19 protein-coding genes, 1 tRNA gene and 1 pseudogene are annotated in these 19,366 nt (G+C 72.8%); 7 read left to right on the top strand and 14 right to left on the bottom strand.

What is annotated here, in order from left to right; translation table 11 throughout:
- The 9 genes and pseudogenes from ACFY3L_RS48185 to ACFY3L_RS48145 form a co-directional block, all read right to left on the bottom strand.
- A pseudogene (locus ACFY3L_RS48185) lies at nt 1-228 on the bottom strand (carbohydrate ABC transporter permease); the annotation flags it as partial.
- A complete protein-coding gene (locus ACFY3L_RS48180; protein WP_389340504.1) occupies nt 225-1,091 on the bottom strand; it encodes a carbohydrate ABC transporter permease in 867 nt (288 codons plus the stop codon). The pseudogene ACFY3L_RS48185 and the gene ACFY3L_RS48180, both read right to left, overlap by 4 nt.
- Nucleotides 1,088-1,801 (bottom strand): GntR family transcriptional regulator, encoded by a 714-nt coding sequence (locus ACFY3L_RS48175; protein WP_389340502.1) that lies wholly within the window; start codon nt 1,799-1,801, stop codon nt 1,088-1,090. The genes ACFY3L_RS48180 and ACFY3L_RS48175 overlap by 4 nt, the downstream gene beginning before the upstream one ends.
- A gap of 209 nt (nt 1,802-2,010) precedes the next feature.
- Complete coding sequence (locus ACFY3L_RS48170; RefSeq protein WP_389340500.1) at nt 2,011-2,163, bottom strand: hypothetical protein; 153 nt, start codon at nt 2,161-2,163, stop codon at nt 2,011-2,013.
- Between the two features lie 84 nt (nt 2,164-2,247).
- Nucleotides 2,248-3,384 (bottom strand): NADH-quinone oxidoreductase subunit D, encoded by a 1,137-nt coding sequence (locus ACFY3L_RS48165; protein WP_389340498.1) that lies wholly within the window; start codon nt 3,382-3,384, stop codon nt 2,248-2,250.
- Nucleotides 3,385-3,393: 9 nt separating this feature from the next.
- On the bottom strand, nt 3,394-3,684 hold the full coding sequence (locus tag ACFY3L_RS48160; RefSeq protein ID WP_344514163.1) for a type II toxin-antitoxin system PemK/MazF family toxin: 291 nt from the start codon (nt 3,682-3,684) through the stop codon (nt 3,394-3,396).
- Nucleotides 3,671-3,928: a DUF6364 family protein gene (locus ACFY3L_RS48155; protein WP_389340496.1), complete on the bottom strand. Its 258-nt coding sequence runs from the start codon at nt 3,926-3,928 to the stop codon at nt 3,671-3,673. Before ACFY3L_RS48155 ends, ACFY3L_RS48160 begins: the two co-directional genes overlap by 14 nt.
- 31 nt (nt 3,929-3,959) lie before the next feature.
- Nucleotides 3,960-4,919 carry an SAM-dependent methyltransferase gene (locus tag ACFY3L_RS48150; protein WP_389340494.1) on the bottom strand — a complete coding sequence of 320 codons (960 nt, stop codon included), beginning with the start codon at nt 4,917-4,919 and terminating at the stop codon, nt 3,960-3,962.
- Between the two features lie 16 nt (nt 4,920-4,935).
- Nucleotides 4,936-6,144 carry an amino acid deaminase/aldolase gene (locus ACFY3L_RS48145; protein ID WP_389340492.1) on the bottom strand — a complete coding sequence of 403 codons (1,209 nt, stop codon included), beginning with the start codon at nt 6,142-6,144 and terminating at the stop codon, nt 4,936-4,938.
- A gap of 127 nt (nt 6,145-6,271) precedes the next feature.
- Here ACFY3L_RS48145 and tmk point away from each other — a divergent pair, with 127 nt between their 5' ends.
- The 6 genes from tmk (at nt 6,272) to ACFY3L_RS48115 (ending at nt 12,474) form a co-directional block, all read left to right on the top strand.
- The gene (gene tmk, locus ACFY3L_RS48140) at nt 6,272-8,467 is read left to right on the top strand and encodes a dTMP kinase (RefSeq protein WP_389340523.1); all 2,196 of its coding nucleotides are present in this window, start codon (nt 6,272-6,274) and stop codon (nt 8,465-8,467) included.
- A gap of 483 nt (nt 8,468-8,950) precedes the next feature.
- Nucleotides 8,951-10,156, top strand: a complete 1,206-nt coding sequence (locus ACFY3L_RS48135; protein ID WP_389340490.1) for a DNA polymerase III subunit delta' — start codon at nt 8,951-8,953, stop codon at nt 10,154-10,156.
- A gap of 82 nt (nt 10,157-10,238) precedes the next feature.
- Nucleotides 10,239-10,553 (top strand): YbaB/EbfC family nucleoid-associated protein, encoded by a 315-nt coding sequence (locus ACFY3L_RS48130; protein ID WP_389340488.1) that lies wholly within the window; start codon nt 10,239-10,241, stop codon nt 10,551-10,553.
- A gap of 32 nt (nt 10,554-10,585) precedes the next feature.
- The gene (locus tag ACFY3L_RS48125) at nt 10,586-10,885 is read left to right on the top strand and encodes a hypothetical protein (protein ID WP_389340486.1); all 300 of its coding nucleotides are present in this window, start codon (nt 10,586-10,588) and stop codon (nt 10,883-10,885) included.
- 305 nt (nt 10,886-11,190) lie between these two features.
- On the top strand, nt 11,191-11,886 hold the full coding sequence (locus ACFY3L_RS48120) for a hypothetical protein (RefSeq protein WP_389340484.1): 696 nt from the start codon (nt 11,191-11,193) through the stop codon (nt 11,884-11,886).
- Nucleotides 11,887-11,904: 18 nt separating this feature from the next.
- Entirely contained in the window at nt 11,905-12,474 is a 570-nt protein-coding gene (locus tag ACFY3L_RS48115) for a hypothetical protein (RefSeq protein ID WP_389340482.1), read from the top strand.
- Here the strand turns inward: ACFY3L_RS48115 and ACFY3L_RS48110 are convergent.
- Complete coding sequence (locus tag ACFY3L_RS48110) at nt 12,471-14,210, bottom strand: metallophosphoesterase family protein (protein WP_389340521.1); 1,740 nt, start codon at nt 14,208-14,210, stop codon at nt 12,471-12,473. The genes ACFY3L_RS48115 and ACFY3L_RS48110 overlap by 4 nt on opposite strands.
- Nucleotides 14,211-14,347: 137 nt before the next feature.
- Here ACFY3L_RS48110 and ACFY3L_RS48105 point away from each other — a divergent pair.
- A tRNA-Thr gene (locus ACFY3L_RS48105) sits at nt 14,348-14,420 on the top strand.
- Between the two features lie 150 nt (nt 14,421-14,570).
- Here ACFY3L_RS48105 and ACFY3L_RS48100 read toward each other — a convergent pair.
- The 4 genes from ACFY3L_RS48100 to ACFY3L_RS48085 form a co-directional block, all read right to left on the bottom strand.
- On the bottom strand, nt 14,571-16,517 hold the full coding sequence (locus ACFY3L_RS48100; RefSeq protein ID WP_389340480.1) for a hypothetical protein: 1,947 nt from the start codon (nt 16,515-16,517) through the stop codon (nt 14,571-14,573).
- A gap of 92 nt (nt 16,518-16,609) precedes the next feature.
- On the bottom strand, nt 16,610-17,584 hold the full coding sequence (locus tag ACFY3L_RS48095) for a glycine betaine ABC transporter substrate-binding protein (RefSeq protein ID WP_389340478.1): 975 nt from the start codon (nt 17,582-17,584) through the stop codon (nt 16,610-16,612).
- A gap of 234 nt (nt 17,585-17,818) precedes the next feature.
- The gene (locus ACFY3L_RS48090; protein WP_389340476.1) at nt 17,819-18,508 is read right to left on the bottom strand and encodes an ABC transporter permease; all 690 of its coding nucleotides are present in this window, start codon (nt 18,506-18,508) and stop codon (nt 17,819-17,821) included.
- A gap of 174 nt (nt 18,509-18,682) precedes the next feature.
- On the bottom strand, nt 18,683-19,366 hold the full coding sequence (locus tag ACFY3L_RS48085; protein WP_389340474.1) for an ABC transporter permease: 684 nt from the start codon (nt 19,364-19,366) through the stop codon (nt 18,683-18,685).

The following is a 19,366-nucleotide window of genomic DNA, read 5'->3' as shown; positions in this document are numbered from 1 at the left end:
GACCGTGAGCACGGCGGTCACGGTGGACACGATGAGGCTGTTGGTGAGGTACCGCAGGAGCTTCGCGTTGTCGAGGATGGCGGTGAAGTGCTCGACGGTGAGGTGCTCCGGGAAGAGTCGCGGCGGGAACCGGAACACCTCCTGCGTGGGGGTCAGCGCCGTGACGAGCACCCAGTAGACCGGGCCGAACGCGAAGATCCCGACGAGCGCCACGGTCGTCCGTCTCACGTCGGCTCACCCCGCTCCGAAAGCCGGACGTAGACGACCGTCAGGCCGAGGATGAGCACCAGCCACAGGGCACCGAGCGCGCTCGCCTGGCCGAGGTCGAAGGCCTTGAACGCGGTGTCGTAGACGGCGACCGCGAACGTCGTCGTGGAGCCGGCCGGGCCGCCGTGCGTCAGCACGTAGATCATGTCGAAGTGCTGCAGGTTCCAGATGACCTCCAGCAGCACGACGATGCCGAGGATCCCGCGCAGGTGCGGCAGCGTCACGTGCCAGAACCGGTTGACCGCTCCGGCGCCGTCGAGCGCCGCGGCCTCGTGCAGCGCCGCCGGGACGGTCTGCAGCCCGGCGAGCAGCATCACCATGATCCACGGGAAGCTCGCCCAGGTCTTCGCCACGATGACGGCGGCCATCGCGGTGCCCGGGCTGCCGAGCCAGACGATCGGCTCGTCGATCAGGTGCATGCTCGTGAGGAGCCCGTTGAGCAGGCCGTAGTTGGCGTTGAAGATCCAGAGCCAGACGAACGACACGACGACGCCGGGGATCACCCACGGCAGCAGGAACAGCCCGCGCAGCACCGCCCGACCCTTGAGTCGCGTGTTGAGCGCCAGGGCGAGGGCCATGCCGATGGCGACCGGCGCCGCGGTGGCGCCGACGGTGAAGACGAGCGTGTTGCGCAGCGTCGGCCAGAACTGCCGCCCGAGCACCGCCTCGAAGTTGGCCAGGCCGGCGAACGAGCGCCCCGGCAGCACCAGGCTCTGGTCGAACAGGCTGGTGGTCAGCGAACCGACCAGCGGGTACAGCACCACGGCGCTCAGCAACGCCAGCGCGGGGAGGGTCAGCAGCAGGCCGAAGGTGCGGTCCCTCATGTCATCACGCTCGGGTGGTCGTCGTCGAGGTCGATCAGCTCCGGGTCGAGCTGCGCCGCGAGCTCCACGCCCAGCTGCCACTCGACGTGGTCGCGGGCCGCGCGCTCGGCGCCGTCGGGGTCCCTTCGCCGCAGCGCGCCGAGGATCGCCTCGTGCTCGGTGATGACCTGCCCCCAGGCCGGCTCGACGCGGACGCCGACGCGGTAGTGCTGCACCCGCAGCAGGGCGAGGTCGGTCAGCTCGCGGAGCGTCGCGTAGCGGGTGGCGGTGGCGATGCCGGTGTGGAACTGCCGGTTGAGCCCCGACATCGGGGTGAGCTTGCCGCGCTGGTGCTGGAACTGCATCTGCGCGTGCAGCTCCTCCAGCTCGTCGAGCTCGGCGTCGGTGATGACCGCGGCGGCGACCCGGGCGCTGAGCCCTTCGAGCGCGCCACGGGCCAGGTAGACGCCGCGCATCTCGCGCAGCGACAGGGGTGCCACGTGCGCGCCCGCGTGCGGGTTGGGCTGCACCACGAGACCCTGGCCGGTGAGCCGCTGGATCGCCTCCCGCAGCGGGATCTTGCTGATGCCGAACTGCCGCGACAGCGCGTCGATGTTGACCCGCTCGCCGGGGCGCAGCTCGCCGCTGAGGATCGCGTCGCGCAGCCGCTCGTACACGAGGTCCGCCTTGGTCTGGAACCCACCGAGCGGCCTGTCGAACGCGTCTGCCATGTCAGGCATCTCCCCTGTTCACCGTCGACCGTATACGATCGACCATCTACTGAATCAGGAGTGTGGCACGGGAACCATCGACGCACAAGAGCCGCCGAGGAAGACGAGGGACGGCTTCCCGCTTCGCAATCCGGCGGCATCTGAACAGGCCTCGGCCGGCACGGAAAACGCCCCTCACCGGTGGGTGAGGGGCGTCCGCGGCGCCGTGTTCAGCCTTGGGTCCGTGCTCGTTCTCGGCGTACCTGTTCGAGCATGGCGGTGCCGGCGGCGAAGTCCGGGTGGCCGATCTGCCGGTCGAGCTCGACAACGACCTCCAACTGCTCGATCGCCCGGTCGAGCCGCCCGTCCGCCCGGTGGATCAAGGTGATCGCCTCACCAGCGCGGTCGCAGGCCTTGCGGCAACTAGCCCACCCCGGCCCAGCGCTGCCCGCTGGGCAACAGGGCCGTTACTTGTCGACGTCGCCGACGACGAAGAACATCGAGCCGAGGATGGCGATCAGGTCGGGGACCAGGGTGCCCGGCAGGAGCTTCGACAGGGCCTGGACGTTGGAGTAGGACGCGGTGCGCAGCTTCAGGCGCCACGGGGTCTTCTCGCCGCGGGAGACCAGGTAGTAGCCGTTGATGCCGAGCGGGTTCTCGGTCCAGGCGTAGGTGTGGCCCTCGGGCGCCTTCACGACCTTCGGCAGGCGGACGTTGACGGGGCCGGTGAGCTTGTCGACCTCGTCGAGGCACGCCTGCGCCAGGTCCAGCGAGGCGTACACCTGGTCCAGGAGCACCTCGAAGCGGGCGTGGCAGTCGCCGGTGGTGCGGGTGACGACGGGGACGTCCAGGGCGCCGTAGGCCAGGTACGGCTCGTCGCGGCGCAGGTCGAAGTCGAGGCCGGAGGCGCGGGCGACCGGGCCGGAGGCGCCGAACGCGGCGGCGTCCGCGGCGGACAGCACGCCGACGCCGACGGTGCGGGCGAGGAAGATCTCGTTGCGGCGGATCAGGTTGTCCAGGTCAGGCATGCGGCGGCGGACCTGGTCGATCGCCTCGCGGGCGCGGGTGGTCCAGCCGGCCGGGACCTCCTCCTTGAGGCCGCCGACGCGGTTGTACATGTAGTGCATCCGCCCGCCGGACGCCTCCTCGAGCACGGCCTGGATGGTCTCGCGCTCGCGGAAGGCGTAGAAGACCGGCGTGATCGCGCCGATCTCCAGAGGGTACGAGCCGAGGAACATCAGGTGGTTGAGGACCCGGTTGAGCTCGGCGAGGGCGGTGCGCAGCCAGGTGGCGCGCTCGGGGACCTCGATGCCCATGAGGCGCTCGACGGCGAGGGCGACGCCGAGCTCGTTGCAGAACGCCGACAGCCAGTCGTGCCGGTTGGCCAGCATGATGATCTGCCGGTAGTCACGGACCTCGAAGAGCTTCTCCGCGCCGCGGTGCATGTAGCCGATGATCGGCTCGGCGCTCAGGACCCGCTCGCCGTCGAGGACGAGCTTCAGCCGCAGCACGCCGTGGGTGGAGGGGTGCTGGGGGCCGATGTTGAGCACCATGTCGGCGGTGTCGAGGCCTGTCCCGGTGCCGACCGTCAACTCGGAGGTCATAAGCCAAGCCTAGAGGTCCTGCAGGATGCGCAGCGCGCGCGAGACGTTGTGCATGGTGGCGGTGTCGGCGACGGCGACCCGCTCGACGAACCAGCGCTTCAGCGGCGAGGAGATCCGGTCGGGCATGACGACCAGGTCGTCGAGCTCGACGGCGAGCGGCGAGTCGCGCAGCTCCTCCTGGTCGGTGACCTCCGCGACGATGACGACGGGCACGTCGGTGCCGTTGAAGACGTCGGAGCTGATGATCAGACCGAGGCGCTCGCGGGCGCCCTTGATCAGCCAGACCTCACCGCGCCGCACGGCGCCCGCTGAACAGCGCCGCGTCGACCATGGCGATCTCTTCCTCGTCGGCGAGCGCGGCGCGCTCCAGGTCGGGCTTGGCGCGGCGCACCGCCTCGGCGTGCGCGGTGAAGATCTCGCGCAGCGCGCGCTCCTGCGCGGCGCGGTCGATCCACGCGCTGAGCGACACGCCGTCGCGCTCGGCCCAGTGCCGGGCGTCGGCGATGGTCTGGTCGGAGAACGACAACGTCACCTTGGCCGTCATGCCCCCAGCGTACCTCCGGTATGACCGATGTTCATACCCAGTACATGACCCAATGATGGCCGCCGAGGCCGGCGGGGTCGGTCAGCTCGGCCGCCTCCCCGGCCCGCGCCAGCGCCCGCACGTAGCCGGCCGGGTCGGTCGAGGCGAGCGCCAGCGGCGGGCGCCGGCTGTCCACCCCGAGCAGGCGCAATGCCTCTCGTTGTGTCGTCAGCAGGTGGTGTACGCGCAGCGAGTCCAACGCCACGGCGATCGTCAGGTCGCACGATCCGTCCGGCACAGGGGCGGTCTCCCGGCCGTCCCGGAAGCCGGTGAGCGTGCCGAACAGCGGGCGGTCCCCGGCGACGTGCCCGTAGTCGACGGCGAGCGCCATGCCGCGGGCCAGGCTCGCGGTGGCCGCCGCCCAGGCCTCGTCGCGCGGGGCGCCCACCTCGGCCCGGGCACCCTCCGGTAACCCCGCGAGGGGCCACCAGTCGGCCAGCCAACGAGCGTCACGGGGTTCCAGCGGCGACTCGTCGAGCGTGACGGTGCCGTCGGCGGTGCTGCACCAGTACCGTGGCCGCGACGACGAATCGAGCTCCACGATCTCGACGGGGATGTTGTCCAGCCATTCGGTCGCCACCAGCAGGCCGGTGATGCCGGAGGGGATGGCGGAGGTCCACCCGATCGGGTCGGGCAGGTCCTCGGGGCGGGGCGCGACCTCGACGCCGACGGCCGCGACCCGGGCGGCGACCGCGGGCGGCAGGGCGGCGAGGATACCGCGCAGCAGCTCGCCGCGGCCGGCACCGACGTCGACGAGGTCGAGCCGGGCGGGCTGGTCGAGGGCCTCGTCGACGCGCTCCAGCAGCGTGGCGATCGCCCCGGCGAAGAGCGGCGACGCGTGCGCGCTGGTCCTGAAGTGCCGCGCTGGACCGCTGCCAGGGCCCGGGCGGCGGAAGAACCCGTCGTCGCCGTAGAGCGCCCGCTCCATCGCCGCCCGCCACCGCTCGCTCACGCCACCTCCCCTGGTCTCACAGGAACACTTTGCCTTCTCCCCGGTACGTCGGCACCGTGTCGACGATCGTGTCGCCGGAGACGAGGTGCACCTCGTTGACGTGCTCGCACAGCTCGCCGGCCTTGGCGTGGCGGAAGTAGACGCGCTCGCCGAGGCGCAGGCCGGCCGCGCCGCGGCCGACGAGCGGGGTCTGCACCTCGCCCGCGCCCTCGGTGCCGATCAGCTTGAGGCCCTCCGGCAGCCACGGCTGCGGCTGGCGGGCCGGCGAGGTCTCCCCGGAGGCGATCCAGCCGCCCCCGAGGACGGTCGCGACCTGCTGGTTCGGCCTGCGCACGACCGACAGGGCGAAGAACGCCGCCGGTTGGGGGCGCCAGCGGCGGTACGAGTCGAACAGCCACGGTCCGAACAGGCCCGACCCGGCGGCGACCTCGGTCACCGAGGGGTCCTGCGCGGTGGCCTGGACGCTGCCGGTGCCGCCGCCGTTGACGAACTCGAGGTCGGCGTGGCGGCGCACCTCGGCGACGACCGCGGCCCGCCGGGCGAGCAGCTCCGGGAACGAGCGCGACTGGATCATGCGGATCAGCGCCCCGCGCACCGGGCGGCCGGGTGGCGCGTCGCCCAGGCCGGCGATCTGCGCCTCGTACGACATGAGCCCCACCAGCCGGAATCCCGCCCGGCCGGCGATCGCGGCGGCGAGGTCACCGGCCTGGCGGGCGCTGTGGACCGGGGAGCGGCGCACCCCGATGTGCACGCTCTTCGTGGGCCGCCAGGAGGCGTCGAGGTCGATGCAGACGCGCACGGCGCCGGCCCGCTCGCCGGCCGGGACGACCGCGTCGACCAGGTCGAGCTGGGCGGTGCTGTCGACCATGATCGTGACGGTCGCGGCGAGCTTCTCGTCGGTGGCGAGCCGGTGCAGCGCGGCGCGGTCCGCCGTCGGGTACGCCACCAGGATGTCGCCGGACGTGCCCTGCCCGGCCAGCCAGATGGCCTCCGGCAGGGTGTACGCCATGATGCCCTGCCACCCCGGCTGGGCGAGGGCCCGGTCCATCAGGGCGCGGACCCGCACCGACTTGCTGGGCATCCGCAGTGGCTTGCCGGCGGCGCGGCCGAGCATCGCGGCACTGTTGGCGTCGAACGCATCAAGGTCGACGATCGCGAACGGCGGGTCGAGATCCGCGGTCGCCCGGTCGTAGCGGGCCCGCTGGGCGGCACGTGAGCTGGTCACGACTCACCGTACCGAGTCGGCGATGAATATGAAAGAACCTCGCATCCCGCGCGTCGGCCGACACCTTGTCGACACCTGGCGGCCGGTAGCGTGGTTACAGTAAGCGTCCTATTGAGGAGGTGCCGCCATCGCGAGCAGCGACCTGTCCGGCTTCGGGGAGCTCAAGGCGGTCCTGCGCATCCGGGCGTTCCGCCGGCTGTGGGCCGTCCTGGGGCTCTCGTCCCTGGGCGACTGGCTCGGCCTCCTCGCCGCGGCGACGTTCGCCGCCTCGCAGGTGTCCAACTCGGCGGCCCAGGGTGCGGCGTTCGGCTCGGTCATCGCCGTGCGCCTGCTGCCGGCGCTGATCCTCGGGCCGGTGGCGGGGGTCTTCGCCGACCGGTTCGACCGGCGCTACACGATGGTCGCCTGCGACCTGGTCCGCTTCCTGTTCTTCGCCTCGATCCCGGCGTCCGCGCTGCTCCTCGACGACAGCGCGCTCGTGATCGCCTGGACCGCGATCGCCACGTTCATCATCGAGACCACCGCGATGATCTGGACCCCGGCGAAGGAAGCCGCGGTGCCCAACCTGCTGCCCCGCGCCCGGCTCGAGACGGCCAACCAGCTGACGCTCGCCACCACCTATGGCATCACGCCCGTGCTCGCCGGGCTCGTGCTCATCGGCATGGAGCAGCTGGTCGTCGCCGTGTTCGGCGCCGAGGGCCGCCCGAAGGGCGCCGAGGCGAGCGACTTCGCGCTGTGGTTCAACGCGCTGACGTTCCTGGCCACCGCCCTCACCGTGTTCTTCGGCATCAAGGAGATCAGCGGCCGGCGCACCGCCGCCGTCGAGCGCAAGCCGGGGATGCTCAAGGAGTTCGTGCAGGGCTGGGCGTTCGTCCGGCGCACCCCGCTGGTCCGCGGCCTGGTGCTGGGCATCTTCGGCGCGTTCGCCGGCGGTGGCGTGGTCGTCGGCACCGCGAAGTTCTACGCCGTGTCGCTCAGCGCCGGTGACGCCGCCTTCGCCCTGCTCTTCGCGACGCTCTTCCTCGGTCTCGGGATCGGCATCGCGGCCGGCCCGCGGATCGTCGGCGCGCTGTCCCGGCGCCGCTGGTTCGGACTGTCGATCATCCTGGCCGCGGGCTCGGTGCTCATCCTGGCCCTCGCCACCCACCTCGTGGTCGCCGTCGCCGGCGCGCTGCTGGTCGGTGTCGGCGCGGGCATGGCGTTCCTGTCCGGCACCACGCTGCTCGGCAGCGAGGTGTCCGACGACATGCGCGGCCGGGCGTTCGCCTTCGTGCAGACCGGCACCCGCGTCGTGCTCATGCTCACCATCTCGCTGTCCAGCGTCATCGTCGGCGCCGGCGGGTCGCGCCTGCTCGACCTCGGCTTCGCCGAGGTGCAGATCTCCAGCACCCGGCCGCTGCTCGCGATCGCCGGCGTCCTGGGCGTCATGGCCGGCATCATCGCGCTGCGCCAGATGGACGACAAGAAGGGCGTGCCGCTCCTGGCCGACGTGCTCGGCTCGATCCGCGGCCGCCCGCTCAGCCCCGACGAGCCTATGGCCGTCAGCGGGCTCTTCATCGTCTTCGAGGGCGGCGAGGGCGCCGGCAAGTCCACCCAGGTCAAGCACCTCGCCGAGGCGCTGCGGAAGCTCGGCCGCGACGTCGTCGTCACCCGGGAGCCGGGCGCCACCGCGCTCGGCGCGCGGATCCGCAGCCTCGTGCTCGACCCGCCGGACGTCACCGGCGAGGTCGTCACGCCCCGCGCGGAGGCGCTGCTCTACGCCGCCGACCGCGCCCACCACGTCGCCTCCGTCGTCCGTCCCGCGCTCACCCGCGGCGCCGTCGTCGTCAGCGACCGTTACGTCGACTCGTCCCTGGCCTACCAGGGGGCCGGCCGCACCCTTCCGGTCGACGAGGTCTCCTGGCTGTCGAAGTGGGCGACCGGCGGGCTCAAGCCCGACCTGGTGGTCCTGCTCGACCTGGAGCCCTCGATCGGCCTCGCCCGGGCCGGCCGCCGCGGCGACGCGGACCGGCTGGAGAGCGAGTCGCTCGCCTTCCACGAGCGGGTCCGCTACGCGTTCCTCGACCTGGCCGCCGCCGACCCGAGCCGCTACCTGGTCCTCGACGCCTCCATGCCGCCGGAGGCCCTGGCCGCCGGCGTCCTGCAGCGGGTCCGGCACCTGCTGCCCCCCGAGCAGGAGTTCGACCTGGAGGAGGCCGTCGAAGAGGCCCTCGAGGACGTCGCCGAGACCGTCACCATCCTCACCGGCGACGAGCTCACCGGGATCCCGCCCGCCGACCTGGACAAGGACGCCCCCGACGGAGGCCGGGAGACCCGGGTATGACCCCCGACGCCGCCCCGCCCCGCTCCCTGACCGCCGTCCTCCGGGCGCTCGGCGCCCCGGACGCCGGCGCGGGCGACGTTCGTTCGAGCGCCGGCATGCGCCGCCCTCTGCCGGGCGCCGGCATTCCTGGCGCCGCCCCGCTGAGGTCTGACGTGCAGGGCGCCGGTGTGCTGGGCGTCGGCAGGCAGTGCGAGCGTCCTCCGGACGGCGGTGCGCTGCGCGTCGGCGCGGGGGCTGACAGGTTCCCGGACAGTGTGGTCAGGACCGCTGTGCGGAGCGGTCGTGTGTCGTGCGCCGGTGCGCCGCGTCGATCGACCTGGCCGAGGTTTCCTGAGTGGCGGGCGCGGGCCCTTCTGCCACACGCCGTCCGCCGGGCGTCGCTCGTCCGGGCGGCGGGGTGGCGGGCGATGAGCTGCTGGGTGGTCGCCTGCGGTCTGGTGGTGCGGCGGGAGATCGCTCCGGCGGTCGGTGGGAGGCGGGGGTATGAGGCCTGAGGTCAGCACGGCTCCGCCGATCTTCGCGGAGCTGGTCGGGCAGGATGACGCGGTCGCGACGCTGAGCAGAGCTGTCGCGGCAGCGGGGGCGATCGTCCGGGGGGATGTGCCCGAGGCGGGCATGACGCACGCGTGGCTCTTCACCGGGCCGCCCGGGTCGGGCAGGTCGGTGGCCGCGCGCATCTTCGCGGCGGCGTTGCAGTGTCCCGATGGCGGTTGCGGCGTGTGTACGGCCTGCCACACGACCCTCGGTGGCACGCACGCCGATGTGCGGTTCGTGGTGCCGGAGGGGCTGTCGATCGCGGTCGGTGAGATGCGGGCGCTCGTGTTGCGGGCGGCCAGCTCGCCGACGCAGGGGCGCTGGCAGGTGCTGCTGGTCGAGGACGCGGACCGGTTGACCGAGGCGGCGGGCAACGCGTTGCTGAAGGCGATCGAGGAGCCGCCGCCGCGGACCGTGTTCCTGCTGTGCACGCCCAGCACCCATCCGGACGACATCTCGGTCACGATCCGGTCCAGGTGCAGGGTCGTGCCGCTGCGGCAGCCGCCGGCCGAGGCGATCGCCGCGCTGCTGCGGCGGCGGGACGGGCTGGACGAGCAGACCGCGGCGTGGGCGGCGGCCGCGGCGCAGGGGCACGTCGGGCGGGCCCGGCGGCTGGCCCGGGACCCGCAGGCCCGCGCCCGGCGCGAGGCGGTGCTCGCCGTGCCGCGGCGGCTGACGGGCATCGGGGCGGCGTTCGACGCGGCCGCGGCGCTGATCGAGGCCGCCGAGGCGGAGGCGGCCGCATCCGTTCTGGAAACCGACGCGGCCGAGCGGGCGGCGCTGGAGACCGCGCTCGGCGCCGGCGGCACCGGCAAGGGCGCCGCCGGAGCGGCCCGCGGGTCGGCCGGGCAGCTCAAGGACCTCGAACGGCGGCAGAAGTCCCGCGCCACCAGGGCCCAGCGCGACGCGCTCGACCGGGCGCTGGTGGATCTCGCCGGGTTCTACCGGGACGTGCTGGTGCACACGTTCGACGCGGCGGTCGAGCCCGTGCACGGCGACACCGACGAGCTCGCCGGGGCCGCCGCGCAGAAGTGGGCGCCGGAGAGCACGCTGCGCCGGCTGGAGTCGGTCCTGGAGTGCCGCGTCGCCATCGAGGCCAACGTCAAGCCCCGCATCGCCGTCGAGGCGATGATGCTCGCCCTGTGGCGGGGCTGAGGCGCCAGGTTATCCACAGGCCAGAGTTCGGGGTTTCCTGTCACTCGCTGGTGCCGTACGGTCACAGCGGGGAGGGGCCGACATGCGCGAGATCGACGAGGCGTGGATCGAGGAGGCGGTGGAGCGCTACCGCCGCATCGAAGGGCTGCTCGCCGAGTTCGACAAGGCGGTCACGACCGTCGAGGTGAGCGTGCGCTCGCCCGACGGCCTGGTCGAGGTGGTGGTCACCGCCGACGGCACGATCCGCGACGTGCGGATCGACCACCTGCGGGGGCAGACGGGCGCCGAGGTGTCCCGCTCGGTCCGCGCGGCCGTCACCGCCGCCACCGACGCCGCCGCCTGGGCGAGGAAGAAGCTGCACGCCGAGACGTTCGGCGACTACCGCTCCCTGGCCTGACCAGCACACCGTCGACCCAGCGGGGGGACTGCATGCGACTCGACGACCTGGCCAACCGGCTCGACGCCACCGGCGACGAGCTGGCCGCCACCAGTACCACGACGGCGCTCATCGACCCCGGCTCCGGCCCGCTCGGCGGTGACGCCCCGGGCGGCCCCGGCGAGCTCGGCCGGGCCCTGCACCGCACGCTGACCACGGCCCTGACCGCCCGCGGCCGGGAGGCCTCGACCCACGGCGCCCGCCTCGCCGAGACCGCCGAAGCACTCCGCCAGGCCGCCCGGTCCTACCGTGCCGTCGACCACGACGCCCGCCACCAGCACCGGGACACCTGATGCTCCGCGCCGGCGCACCTCCGACCCGCCCGGCGACCAGCCGGCCCGCAGGCAGGCGCGCCTCACCGGCCGGGCCGAGGTCTCGCCGTGCCGCAGGCGCCGTGGCCGGGCCCAGGTCTCGCCGTGCCGTGGGCGCGATGCTGCTGGACGGCCCCTGCCACCAGCGTCGGGACACCGCATGCTCCGGGTGACCGCATCTCCGACCTGCCCGGGGACCAGCCGGTCCGTGGGCCGGAGGGCCGCGCCGGGCGGGCCGGGCGGGCGCCGCGCTGTGGGTGCGGTGCCGGAAGGCTGGGGAGGCGATGATGGACGCGCTTGAGCGGTTGGCGGGGGTCGGGGGTGACCTGCTGCGCCGGGTCGACGGGGTGCTGATCGCCGGGGGTGCGCCGGCCGGGGATCCGGTCTGGGAGCTGCTGCGGCAGGTCGGGGCGCTGCCCGGGGACGTGCTGGAGTTCGGGCTCAAGGTCAGGGCCGAGCCGCTGCGGGTGGCCGGTGCACAGCTGCGGGCCGACGCCGACCGGTTCGCGCGGCGGCAGGGCAAGCTCACCGTGGACCTGGCCGGGGTGTGGGAAGGGGCGGGAGCCGAGGCGTTCGCGGTGCGGTGGGGGGCGCTCGCCTCGTACATCGGCGACGGCAGCGATCCGGGCACCGTCACCGGCAGGCTGCGCGCCACGGCGGCCTACGCCGACGCGCTCGCCGACTGGTGTGACGCGCTGCGGGCCGAGCTCGCTGAGGCGGTCGCCCGGGTCGTGGGCTCGGCGGAGGCCGTCGTCCTGCGGCAGTCGAACCAGCCGGCGCGGGGGGACGAGCCACCGGCGGCGGCCGTGGTGGAGGCGGCGGCGAGGATCGCGGTGCGGGTGCTGCGGCCGGCCGCGGACGCGTTCGCCGAGGCGCACGAGCTGATGGCGCGTCGGGCGCCCGACCTGGCCGAGCTGCGCTACAGCGAGCCCGGGGCCGGGCCCGCCGGGGGCGCGGCACCGACCACCAGGGTCGCGTTGTGAGGGCAGTACGATCGCCGCATGTCGGCCACGGTCGAGCAGCTCTCCGGATACGGCGACGACGGCTTCGAGGGCGACCTGGCCCGCTGGTTCCCGGACCGGCCGCCGGTCGAGGTCCCGGCGGGCACCCGGCCGGTGGAGCCGTTCCTGGCGCGGCTCCCGCGGGATGCCGCCGCGGCACTCGCGGCGTTCGACCGGCGGGTGCGGTCCGGGACGCTGCCGTGGGTCGTCGACGTGTCGGAGTATTCGTACGGGTTCGACTTCGCCGGTAACGAGTGCGAGATCCTCGACTCGGACTACGCGACCCGGCTCACCGACGACGACGTGTGGTCGATCGCGGCCGACGGCGGCGGCAACCTGTACGTGATGCTGACCAACGGCAGGATCGCCGTCTGGTTCCACGAGGAGCAGGTCATCGAGGGGCACACGCAGTTCGACAACCTCGACGTGTTCCTGTACTCGATCGTGCGCTACCAGGCGGCCCGCAGCGGCGTGCTGGACCGGGCCGCCGTCGCCGAGGAGCTCCGCGCGCTCGGGCAGCCCGGTGTGCTCGCGCCCGAGGTGGGGCTGCTGGCGTACCTCGGCGGCTAGGACAGCTCGATCGGCGGCTCCATGAGACGCAGGGCCATCGGCTTGCGCGGGGCGAACCAGGAGCCGGTCGGCTGCGGGTCCCAGCGGCGGGCGGTGCGGTCCACCCCGATGGGGTAGATCGTGAGGGTGCCGTCGGCGCCGAACCGCATCCGGAGGAAGCCCTTGTAGCCGGTGATGCCCTGGCCGGCGAACAGCTCGTTGACGTTCACGCCGAACTTCGAGGCGATCAGCAGGTACAGGGCGAAGAGCTCACCGCCCGCGACGCACGACAGCGGGAAGTACAGCACGATCGCGATGAGCAGCGGCAGCGGCCACGGCTGGTCGACGAAGGGCAGGTTGAGCCACGCCCACGTGCCGAGCACGGCGATGCCGACGAACGCGGCGCCGTGCCCCAGGCCGAGTATCCAGTGCCGGGGTCTGCGTTTCCCGGCGACGCCCGGCATCGCGAGGAAGTAGCCGCTGAGCACGTCGATCATCACCATCAGGAACGCGGGGATGGTGACGAGCCGCTGCTCGGCGCCGGAGATGACGCGGTCGGCGGCGTTGACGAAGGCGAGCATCGTCAGGGTCTGCAGCACGCCGAGCAGGCCGAGGAACATGGGGTTGCGCCACGGCACGCGCCAGAAGACGCCGAGCGAGAGGCGGCGCGACCGGGCCTTGCTCGGGTACGCCGCCCTGAAGTCGAACCACTGCGAAGGGCTCGCGTTGCGCACCAGCGAGCGCCGGGGCGGCACCTCGATCCGCTGCGGCAGCTCGTGCGTCGGGTACAGGTACGCGCCCCCGCCGCCGCAGGTGATCAGGTGGCGGTCGGCCCCCTCGTACCGGGCGTAGTGATGCAGATCACCCGAGAGCATCAGCTTCACGTCGGCACCGGTCGGGGCGATGACGGTCCGCACGAAGTAGTCGAGGCTGTCGTACGCCTTGCGGTCCTCCTGCGCCTCCACCCAGCTCGGCGCCGGTGGGCAGATGATCACCTTGTCGCCGGGGCCGAGGCGGGCCGCGACGCGGTTGAAGTACCGCAGCTGCGGGTCGTCGATGTACGCGCCGGCCTGCACGTCCGTGCCGAGGATCCACCACCGGTTGGGCAGCTGGATCGCGAAGTACGACCGCGACTGGCGGGTCTGCCAGCCGCCGATCTTGCCCTCGCCGCCACGGACGAACAGGCGGAGGAAGGCGGTCAGGCCGTCGTACCAGTCGTGGTTGCCGGGCACCGCGTACATGCGCGGGCGGGGGCCCTCGGTGGGCGGGTCGGGGAAGGCGGCGCGGAACGGGCCCTTGAAGCGGTCCTCGTACTGCTGGCCGCTCGCCGTCGGGTAGACCTGGTCGCCGCCGAGGACGAGCACCTCACCGCGGGGCAGCTCGTGCCCCTCGACCGTCAGCGACCGCTGCGCCAGCAGGTAGGCCACGGAGTAGGTGGCGTTGAACCCGTCACCGGTGTCGGCGCAGTAGTCGACCCACAGCTCCCCGTCGGGGATCTCGTCGTCCGTCTCCGCACTGAGGAAGCCGGTGTACCCGGGTGCCTCGCGCATGATCCGGTCCGGCATCGAGTCCTGCAGCTCGCGCTTGTCCAGGTACGCCCCGAACAGGTCGGCCAGCACCACCCGCACCGCGGTGCCGCTGAGCAGCACCGGGCTCAGCCACGGCACGGCCCGCCGCGGGGTGAACCCCATCTGGTCGGGGTCCAGCGCATTTGGCCGGTCACCGACCTGCGCGACCGGCGGCCCGACCTCGGGCATCGGCAGGATGGGGTCGCCGGGCTGTGCCGTGAGCTCGCCGGGGGCGGCCGGCAGATCGTCAGGGATCACGCGCCGGACGTTACTCGGATAACCCCTCGCGCGCGCCCCGGGGGCGTGCCGTACACTTGGTCATCGTTGCCGCCTTAGCTCAGTCGGCAGAGCGATTCACTCGTAATGAATAGGTCAACGGTTCGATTCCGTTAGGCGGCTCTGGCAACGCGGACGCCCCTCACCTCCAGGTGAGGGGCGTCTTTCGTGCTGGCGAAGTGCCCGGCGTCGAATCCAGGCCTGGGTCGGACCGGCCCCGGGAAGACGCGCCACGAAGCCGGCACCCGCGGCCTCCGGCCGCACCGCCGTGGGTCAGCGCCAGCGGTCGTCGTCGCCTTCGAAGTCGACGATCTGGCGGGCGGGGCGGGCGCGGGAGTCGTCGCGGGAGCCGTTCCAGCCGTAGTCATCGTCGTCGTCGTGGCGGGCGCGCCGGGAGACGCGCTCCTCGTCGCGGTTGGGGACGGGGTCCTGCCAGCGGGAGGCAGGGGACGCGGGCAGAGCGGCCTGGCCTGCGCCGATGGCCGGGCGGCGGACCTCCGACCAGCGGGTGGTGCCGGTGTCGTCGCGGCGGGCTTCCTCGTAGCTGGACTCGGACCACTGCGCGTCGGCGCCGTGCAGGCGTTCGCGCTCGCGGCGGGCCTCAGCCCTGCGGGGGCTCTCGCGGCGGGGCTCGTCGTCGGCGGGGCCGGGCACGTACTCCTCGTGGCGCACGGACGCCCAGCGGTCCTCGATCCGGACGTGGGTGCCGGTCTCGTCGGCGTGCACCGCGGCGCGGCGCTCACCCATGCGGACCTCCCGGCCGCCGCGCTCGTCGCTGTGCACCGAGGCCCACCGGTCCGTCGTGCGGACCCCGGTCACGCTGCCGGGTTCGTCGTCGGGGTCGTACGCGCGGCGGCGCCCACCGGAGCGGACCACCTCACCGGAGTCGTCGGCACGCGCCGCCCGGTCGCGCAGGAGCTGCTCGGTCCAGGACCCCTCGCGAGGCTCCTCGCGAGGGGTCTCGGTGCGTTCGATCCATTCCGACCGCTCGCTGCGCTCGGTCCACTCGGAGCGCTCCGACCGCTCGGAACGGCTGACGCGCTCGGCGCCCCAGCCCCGGTCGGCGCGGTCGGCGTGGTGACCGCGGCTCCGGTCGGAGTCCCAGTCACGGTCGCGGTCATGGTCACGGTCGCGGTCCCTGTCGGCGTCGGACCACTCGCCGCGCCTGCCGCGGCCGGCCTCGCCGGCGCCGTCCCAGTCACCGCGCCCGCCACGGTCGGCGCGGCTCGCACGCCCGGCCGCCTCTGCGCGCTCCGACCACTCGCCACGGCCCGCGCGGTCGCCCCGGACCGCGTCGCCGTCGCGGGAGGCGTCACGGGAGGCGTCGCGGGAGGACCAGTCGCCGCGGTGATCGGCCCGGTCCGCGCGATCGTCGTCGCCGGCCCACTCGCCACGGCCGTCGCCATCGCGAAGGGACCGGCCGGCGTCGCCGTCGCGAGCAGACCGGCCGGCGTCGCCGTCGCGGGAGGACCAGTCGGCGTGGCTCGCGCGGCCACGGTCGGGTGCGCCCGCCCGCCCGCCACGCTCGGGAGCGTCGTTCCATTGCCCGCTGCCGTCCACGACCCGGCCGGTCTCGTGCCAGTCGGCGTCGCGGTCGGAGACCCGCTCCGGCACACGCTCCGACACTGGGCGGCGCTGCTGCGGGATCTCGACGGGGCGGGCGCCGTACACGGTGCCGTCGCGCCGCTGGTCGGTCGGGTCGACGACCATCGTCTTGGTGGTGACCTGCACGGTTTCGGTGTGCCGTAGCACGCCCTGCGGGACCGCGGCGGAGCCGATCGGCTGCGGGCCGGCGTGCTGCGCGGCCGCCTGCTGCGCCGCTCGCGTCGCGCGCTCCAGCTGCCCGCGCATCATGTCGACCTGGTTGCGCAGCGCGTCGACGGTCTCGTGCAACACGCCGATGCGCTCGACGAGCTGACCGTGCGTGGCGCGCGCCGCGTGGGTGATGTCGCCGCGGATCTCGTCGCGGAGCGTGTCCAGCTCCTCGAAGACCGCCTCCTCGACCTCGCTGCGCACGTTGTCGTTGTCGGGGCGCAGCGCGATGGACAGGCCGATGAGCACGACGACGCCGACGGCCAGCACCGCGGCGAGCTGCAGGACGAACCCGCTGCCCACCAGCAGCAACAGTGCCGCCAGCGGAGCCAGGCCGACCCCGGCCCAGAAGAGGATCTGGAGCAGCTTCGCGCTCGGCCGTCCTCCGGTGGTCTCCGCGGCTGGCATGAGCAGAGACCTTACCTACTCTTCAAGGCAAGCGAAATGCCCGCCCTGGAAGGCCAGGACGGGCATTCGCCGCTACCGTGCGTATCGGAAAGCTAGCCGAGCGAGCCGTCCGAGGAGAGGACGAGCGTGAGCGTGGTCGTGCCCTTCTTCAGCGCGTCCAGGCTCTGCGGCCCGCCCGCGTCGAGGCTGACGAACTTGCCGACCTGGATGTTGTACGTCTTCTCCAGGCCGATCTGGCAGAACGGCCGCTGCGGGCACTCGGCCGGACCACCGAGGACGGTGTCCTTGCCGGAGCACTTGGCGGCGAACTCGCTCAGCGTCTTGATGCCGTTCTTCTCCGCGAACGCGGTTGTCACCGCGAACGCGTTCTGGTCGGCCGCCTTCGACGCTTTGCTGAAGGACAGCCCGGCCTTGCCGCCGATCTCCTTCAGCGCGGCGACGGTCTTGTCGACGTCGCCGGAGGCAAGAGGCTCCTTGCCTCCGTTCAACCCGTTGATGTGCTCGGTGATGCTCGCGGCGTACTCCGGGACGACCTGGATGTCGCCCTTGGTCAGCTGGCCGTAGTAGACCTCGCGCTTGCCGATGGTCTGGACAGTCGCGTCATAACCGGCGGCGTCGAGGACGATCTCGTAGAGTGCGCCGAGCGTGGCGCTCTCCGCGAAGTCGGCGGCGCCGATCTTGATCGCCCCGCCCTTGCCCTTCTCGATGCCGGTGGTGAGGTTCTCGGCCTTGGCGAAGTCCTCCGCCACGACCTTGGACGTCTTGCGGTCCACGACGACCGCCTTGTTGAGCTGGATCAGCTTCTCCGTGGTGAGCGCGTCGGAGACCTTGTCCAGCGCCGCGATCAGGGCCGGATCAGCGACCTTGGTGTTGACTGCGGCGATGATGTTGTCCGCCTGCTGCAGCTGCTTGTCGTCGGTGAGGAGGACGAGTTTGTCCCCGGCGACCGGGGCACAGCCGGCCCCGCTCACACTCGCCGGCGCCTGGGTGCCCGAGGAACCCTCCTCGCCGCAGGCCGCGAGGCCCACGGTGGCGAGGCCCAGCAGGACCCCGAGCGTGGCGCGCATGGCAGTTCGCAAAATGGCCCGCCTTCCGTGTCCCGGCGCGATCACTGTGACCGGCCGCGTGTCCGACGGACGGCGCTATCGGCTTGAAGCCCGCCCGCTAATTGAATAGGCAACTCTGCCGATGGGAAATCGGCAACCGCACCCAGGCACGGTTTCGTAACGACCCGTCACAGAGCGATCCCCGCGGTTGCCCCGACCAAACCTGCACCCCTGGTGACGGGCACTGCGGACCGGTCAGGCCCGGCCCGCGGCCCGCCGGAGCACCTTGGGTGTGATCTTGCGCTCCACCAGGGCCATCAGCCCGTCGATCAGCAGCGCGAGCAGGGCGACGAGGACCGCGCCGGCGAGGATCTGGGCGTCGCCGCGGCCCGGGCCGAGCCCGAAGCCGGCGGAGATGATGTTGCCGAGCCCGCCGCCGTTGACGAGGGTCGCGAGCGTGGCGGTGGCGACGACCTGGGTGGTCGCGATGCGCAGGCCCGTCGCGAGGTAGGGCACGGCGAGCGGCAGCTCCACCCGCACCAGCATCTGCGCCGCCGTCAGGCCCATGCCCCTGCCCGCGTCGCGGACCTCCTCGTCGATCTCGCGCATGCCGGTGTACGCGTTGGCGAGCAGCGGCGGCAGGCAGAACACGGTCAGCGCGACCACCACCGCCGGCTTGCCGATGCCGAGCGGGCTGAGCGACAGGATCGTCAGCAGCGCGATGACGGGCATCGCCTGCGTGATGTTGGACAGGATGACGACCACGCCGGCCCCGGCGCCGCGCCGCCCGAGCCAGATTCCCACGGGCCAGGCGACCAGGCTGCCGAAGAGCACCGACAGGAACGAGATCTCCAGGTGCTCCTGGAGCCGCACCAGCACACCGTCGGGATTGGTCCAGTTCAGCGGGTCGTTGAACCAGGTGACCATGTCATTGATGGCGCTCATGCCGTCACCTCCACTGCGCTCCGGCGCCGGCCTGAGCCAAACCCTGCGATCCTGATTCGCAACCCTCCGCTACGCTCCGGGCCGCTCATGCCGTCACCTCCAATGCGCTCCGGCGCCGGCCTGAGCTCCACCCTGTAATCCCGATTCGCAACCCTCCGCTTCGCTCCGGGCCGCTCATGCCTTCGTCCTCCTGGTCCACGGGGTGAGCGCCCGGGTCAGGGCGACCAGGAGCAGGTCGAGCACCAGGGCGAGCAGCACGCAGACGAGCGCGGCGGTGGCGATCTGCGCCTTGTAGAAGTTGTTGCGGAAGCCGCTGAGGATCAGCGCGCCGAGGCCGCCCTGCGAGCCGACGGCCGCGCCGACAGTGACCAACGCCACTGTCGAGACGGTCGCGAGCCGCAGCCCGGTCAGGATGGCGGGCAGCGCCAGGGGAAGCTCGACGCGCAGCAGGCGGGCGCCCCGGCCGTAGCCCATCGCGGTGGCGGCTTCGCGCACGTCGCCGGGCACCTGCTGCAGGCCGGTGAGCGAGTTGCGGATGATGACGATCAGCGCGTACATCACCAGCGCCACGACGACGGGGGTGCGTCCGGTGCCCAGGAACGGCGCCAGGAAGGCCAGCAGCGCCAGAGACGGAATCGTGTAAAGCACGCTGGCTGATGTCAGAATCGGCGTGGCGAGGGGACGCACCCAGTAGGCCAGCACCGCCAGCGGCACCGCGATGGCCACGGCGATCGCGACCGACCACACGGTGATGGTCACGTGATCCAGCAGCGCGTCGCGGATCGTGTCGGCGTTGTCCCGGACATAGCTCCAGGAGAACCAGGGATTGCCCGCCTCACCGCGAGCCAGGAAGGACAT

This window comes from Dactylosporangium sp. NPDC000521, assembly GCF_042898305.1.
GTDB lineage: Bacteria > Actinomycetota > Actinomycetes > Mycobacteriales > Micromonosporaceae > Dactylosporangium.
Note: the sequence above shows the minus strand (reverse complement) of the source record. Positions and strands in the feature narration are given on the sequence as shown.